The organism is Hydrogenophaga sp. L310 (genome assembly GCF_055703065.1).
Genome location: NZ_JBVPZA010000035.1, coordinates 1 through 5,503 on the forward strand (window position 1 = coordinate 1; position 5,503 = coordinate 5,503).

Annotated in this window: 3 protein-coding genes and 1 pseudogene; all 4 read left to right on the forward strand. The window is 60.5% G+C overall.

Annotation, left to right across the window (positions count from 1 at the left end):
• The coding region (locus AC0GNO_RS23650; RefSeq protein WP_472905744.1) for an ABC transporter permease subunit at nucleotides 1–296 on the forward strand (296 nt) is incomplete at its 5' end.
• Between the two features lie 18 nt (nucleotides 297–314).
• A complete protein-coding gene (locus AC0GNO_RS23655) occupies nucleotides 315–1,577 on the forward strand; it encodes an ABC transporter substrate-binding protein (RefSeq protein ID WP_472905745.1) in 1,263 nt (420 codons plus the stop codon).
• A 121-nt stretch (nucleotides 1,578–1,698) separates the two neighbouring features.
• On the forward strand, nucleotides 1,699–2,763 hold the full coding sequence (locus tag AC0GNO_RS23660) for a porin (RefSeq protein ID WP_472905746.1): 1,065 nt from the start codon (nucleotides 1,699–1,701) through the stop codon (nucleotides 2,761–2,763).
• A gap of 133 nt (nucleotides 2,764–2,896) precedes the next feature.
• Nucleotides 2,897–5,359, forward strand: a pseudogene (locus AC0GNO_RS23665) (Tn3-like element IS1071 family transposase); the annotation flags it as partial.
• Nucleotides 5,360–5,503: the final 144 nt, after the last annotated feature.

Below are 5,503 nucleotides of genomic sequence, written 5' to 3' on the forward strand. Positions count from 1 at the left end.
TGGAGATCGTCTGGCGCGTGATGCTGCCCACGGCCATGCCTGCCTTGCTGGCGTTCTCGATCTTCTCGGTGGTCTGGCATTGGAACGACTACTTCTGGCCACTGCTGGTCATCAATTCACCCCATCTGGCGACGCCGCCGTTGGGAACCATGTTCTTCCGCAATGAGGAAGCAGGCAGCGCGTTCGGTCCGCTGATGGCCGGCACGGTGCTGATCACGGCGCCGCTGGTGCTGTTGTTCGTCGTCGCGCAAAAGCGCTTCATCGAAGGTGTGACGCTCACCGGCGTCAAAGGTTAAACCGCAAGGAATCAAGCAATGAAACAACTGTTTAAGAAAACCGCCGCACTGGCCGTGTTAATGACCACCGGCCTGGCACAGGCTCAGCAACCGACTGAGATCGTGATCGACTACGCGTACGCTGATCTCTTCAAAGAGGTCCATGAATCAATCGCAAAAGACTTCATGGCGAAGTTCCCCCAGTACAAGGTCACGTTCCGTGCGCCCACGTCTGACTACGAGGTCGCGGCACAACAGGTTCTGCGCCAGGCCGTCACGGGCCAGCTCCCCGATGTGTCTTATCAGGGCCTCAATCGTCTGCGCGTGTTTGCCGACCGTGGGCTCGCTGTCGACCTGACGCCCTTCATCAAGGCGGAGAAGGGCTGGGCGGGGATGGGTTACGACCAAGCGTTGCTTTCACTGGGGCAAGTCAAGGGTCAGCAGGTCGGCATCGGCTTCGCGCTGTCTACACCCGTCATCTACTACAACGCCGACCTGATGCGCAAGGCGGGCGTGGAGCCCGATCGCTTTCCCATGAACTGGGATGCCATCATGAACGCGGCCAAAAAGTCGAAGGCGGCAACGCCCGGCACCGAGAGCCTTCACGTCGAGTGGGACATCACGGGCAACTGGATGTGGCAGGCGCTGGTCTTCAGCAACGGCGGCACCATGTTGACCGCCGACGAGAAGAAGGTGGCCTTCGACGGCCCCGCAGGCAAGGCCGCCATCCAGACACTAGAACAGCTCGTCAAGCAGGGTGAGATGCGCAACATCTCCTATTCGGCCGCCTCGCAGGACTTCGTGAGCGGCAAGCTCGCGGTACTGGCGACAACCACTGCGCGCCTGGGCAGCATCACGAAGCAGGTGGGAGGCAAGTTCGAGATTCGTACCGCCCGCATGCCCGTTGCCAAGGACGGCCGACTGCCGGCCGGCGGCAATGCAGCGATGATGTTTTCCAAGGATCCTGCCAAGCAGGCCGCTGCTTGGGAATACATCAAGTTCGCCACCGGCCCGCTGGGCGCGACGACCATGGTCAAGGCAACCGGCTACTTCCCGGCCAACACGTTGCCAGCGACCGACCCGAACCTGCTTGCGCCCTTCTACAAGGCAAACCCCAATCATCTGACCGCCATCGCGCAGATGCCGGTACTCACCGCCCCGTACGCGTTTCCGGGTGACAACGGCTTCAAGATTACCGACGTAATCAAGGATCACCTCCAGACCGTGGTTTCGCAAGAGGTGCAACCCGCCGTTGCCCTTAGCAAGATGAGCAAGGCCGTCCAGGCATTGCTGCCGCGCTGAGTGCAAGGCACGACCATGCACAAGTTCATCCACATCACGGACATTCATCTTGTCGAGCAGGGTCGCGCCCTCTACGGCCATATATTTTCCAATTTCAACCACCACAGAGAAGACTAGATTCATGAAAAACATTACCGCCATTGCCATGGCCGGTTTGGCTGCATGCGCGATCACCCCGGCCATCGCCCAAAGCAATATCACCCTGTATGGCATTATCGATACAGGTGTGGCGCGTATCGACGATGCGGGCGGCTCGGGCTCTACGCTGCTGCGCAGCGGCAATCTGCTGACCTCGCGCTTCGGCTTTCGCGGCACCGAAGACCTGGGCGATGGCCTCAAAGCCATCTTCAACCTCGAAGCCGGACTCAACTCCGACACCGGCGCCACCTCCACTCCTTTCTTTGGACTACAGTCCTGGGTCGGCCTGCGCTCGGCCAGCTTCGGCGACCTGATGGCCGGCCGCATGCCGCCCAGCATCAGCGACGTCTTCATCGCCTCCACCCAGGCTCCCTATCTGGGCAACGCCACCGCCGCCGTCGACGGCGCGGGCACGGCGGCAGGCTCATCCCTGGCGCGCTTCAACAACATGATGGGCACGCCCGTGGACAACGCGATCAAGTACCAGTCGCCAAGCCTGGCCGGTTTCAAGCTCCATGCCATGACCGCATTCGGCGAGGTTGCCGGCACGGCCTCCGCGGGCCGCATTCTGTCGCTGGGCGGCAGCTATTCAAGCGAGCACATCGAGGCCGGCCTGGTCTACCACGAGCGCCGCTGCACCGACTCGGGCGGCTGCGCCGTGGGCAAGGACAAGGACAAGATCCTGGGCCTGGGCGGCTCCTACAAGCTCAACGGCGCCCGCTACGGCATGGTCTATACACGCCAGCAAAACGCCCTCAATGTGCGCGGCAACGATGCCGACGTATTCACCACGTTCGCGCGCGTTCCGCTGAGCACCCAATGGATCGTGCAGGCCGGCTTCCAGTACCTGAACGACAAAACCGCGCTGAACCAGGATGTGCGCCAGTACAACCTGGGCGCCAACTACCTGCTGAGCAAGCGCACCCAGCTCTATGCCCTTTACTCGCACCAATCGGTGAAGAATGGCGGCAAGGCCGGCATGTATTGGGTCACCTCGAGCGACGGCAAGCAAAACCAGTTCAGCGCCGGCATTCTGCACGCCTTCTGATCCGCGCCGCCAGCAATTTTCCAAGGGTTTGGGGCATGCAGGTCATGCCCCTTTTTTCATCGCCGGGCCGCCCCAAGATGAAAAGCCCCTCCTGGAGGGGCAGCGACCACACGCAGTGGGGAGCGTGGGGAGCCAGAACAAGCTGGTGATCGTGCACGAGCGGGCAATTCGGACACTGATTGCGGCGGCACTTGCCCAGCTTGAAGTTGAAACAGGCACCGCCATCGCCGCCAGCGTTGATCCAGCAACACTTGATCGCTGGCGAGCCTCAGTTTCAGAGCTGCGCCCAGATGGACAAACCCAGCAGAGTTGGCTATGGGCTGCACCGGCGAAACACTCAACCCGCCAAATCAGCGAGGTACTGGAGCGCATCGACCTGCTTTACACGCTGGACGTTCATAAGCACCTGGCAGACATCCCCGATCTCATCTTGCGCCGCTACGCGCGCCGACTTGTCTCCAGGCCGCCCTCAGCCGGAGCCAAGATCAAAGAGCCAGCGCGCACCGTGGAGGTCGCATGCTTTCTTCGGTATTGCCTGTTCACCACCACAGACCAGTTGATCCTTATGGTGCAGCGCCGGATCGCCGATCTGTGGCGTCAGGCTGCCGCCGATGTCCCCGCTACCGTCAATTGGGCCGCAATGTACAAAACGCTGCTCGGCGAACTTGTTGCCTTGAGCGCGCAAGGTGCGGTGCCAGATGCTGAGTTGCGTGCCCGTCTTGAAGCCTTGATCACCGAAACCCAGAAACGCAAACCACCGAGCAGGGCCTCCCTGGTCCGCGAGGGATTGATTGATGGAATTCGCCCCGTGCGGTCGTTGCTCGTCGCCATTGCAAAGCTGCCCTGGCAGGCCACCGGCGAGCATCCTGCCATCGAGTACCTTGCCAAGCTGCAAGCTTTATATCTCAAAGGATCCAGAAAGCTGCCAGTTGAAGTGGTGGCACCAAGTCTGGGAATGATCTGGCAGGTTTCGATCTCCAGCCCAGACCGGGAACGGGCGTTTCAGGCGTTGGAGGTGGCCACCCTGTTTGCCCTGCGCCGCGCGGTGCGCAATGGCTCGGTCTGGATTGAGCACAGCCTGAGCTTTCGGGGTCGTGCGCGCTTGTTCTTCACGGACGAGCGTTGGCAGGCAGAGTCCAAGAAACACTATGCCCGTCTATCGTTACCCAGCAAGGCTGCCACTTTCTTGAAGCCTTTGCTGGCCAGAGTAACTGCCGGTGTCGATGCGGTGGCCGCTGCAGCCCGCAGTGGCGTACTGCGCGTGGATGATGAACTCCATTTGTCGCCATTGCCCGCAGAGGACGAAGACCCAGAAGTGACCAAGCTGCGCGCGGCTTTGGATCACCGCATCGGTGAGGTTCAATTGCCGGAAGTGATTCTGGCCGTTGACGCCCAGGTGCGCTTTAGCTGGATCATGCTCGGACGTGAGCCGCGCTCTACCGACGAGCTGCTGATGGTCTATGCCGGCATCATGGCCCACGGCACCAGTCTGACTGCGGTCGAATGCGCGCGCATGATTCCGCAATTGTCTGCCACCAGCATTCGCCAGGCCATGCGCTGGGCGCGGGACGAACGGCGTCTGAGCCAGGCCTGCCAGGCTGTGCTGGAATTCATGCAGCGACACCCGATTGCCGCCACCTGGGGGCGGTCCGATTTGGCATCTTCTGACATGATGACCATGGAGACCACCAAACGGGTGTGGCAAGCCCGGCTTGATCCTCGGCGCAACACACCTTCCATTGGAATCTACTCCCATGTAAAAGACCGGTGGGGCATCTTCCATGCGCAGCCCTTTGTGCTCAATGAGCGCCAGGCGGGCGTGGCCATTGAAGGTGTCATCCGCCAAGAAAAGCTGGAGACCAGCCAGCTTGCTGTGGATACCCATGGCTACACCGACTTTGCCATGTCACATGCCCGTTTGCTTGGTTTTGATCTTTGCCCGCGGTTGAAGGAACTCAAACAGCGCCACCTCTTTGTGCCACGCGGCACCAAAGTGCCCGCAGAAATCGCTGCGGTGTGCGAAGCCAATGTCGACGTCGCTTTGATCGAAAAGCATTGGGATAGTCTGGTGCACCTGGCAGCCTCGGTCATGAGCGGACATGCCAGTGCGGTGGCAGCTCTTGCGCGGTTCGGTTCTGCCGCCCAGGGCGATCCAATCTATGAGGCTGGCGTGCAATTGGGGCGGTTGCTGCGTACGGCGTTTTTGGCTGACTACTTTGTCAAGGACGCTTTCAGGAACGAGTTGCGCCGGGTGCTCAATCGGGGCGAGGCTGTTAACGCCCTCAAGCGCGCCATTTATACCGGCCGGATCAGCCCGGCGCAGGCCAAACGTGTCGATGAAATGCAGGCTGTGGCCGATGCGTTGAGCCTGATGGCCAACATCGTGATGGCGTGGAATACCTCACAGATGCAGGCGGTCCTGGATCGCTGGTCGAACCGCCGCCAGGTCATTCCACCGGAACTGATCGGGAAGATTGCGCCCACCAGGCTGGAGAGCATCAACTTGCGGGGTGTGTTTCGCTTCCCGGTTGACCGCTATGCTGACCAAATCCTGCCTTCGCGGCCAAATGCATCGATAACTGGCACCAATGGATGAAACCGACCACGGTTTGACGCCACGAATCGCAGATTTGAAAGTGAACAGGAAAGTCAATGAAATCAACGATCTACCAACACCACCTCCGCGCCAGTGCTAGCTTTTCGTACCGTCACTTATTGCACTGAAAACGAGGAGACCCCT

Bases quoted from the DNA above. Each gene is read 5' to 3' on its own strand.
- AC0GNO_RS23660 (WP_472905746.1), top strand. From the start codon at position 1,699: ATGAAAAACATTACCGCCATTGCCATGGCCGGTTTGGCTGCATGCGCG.
- AC0GNO_RS23655 (WP_472905745.1), top strand. From the start codon at position 315: ATGAAACAACTGTTTAAGAAAACCGCCGCACTGGCCGTGTTAATGACC.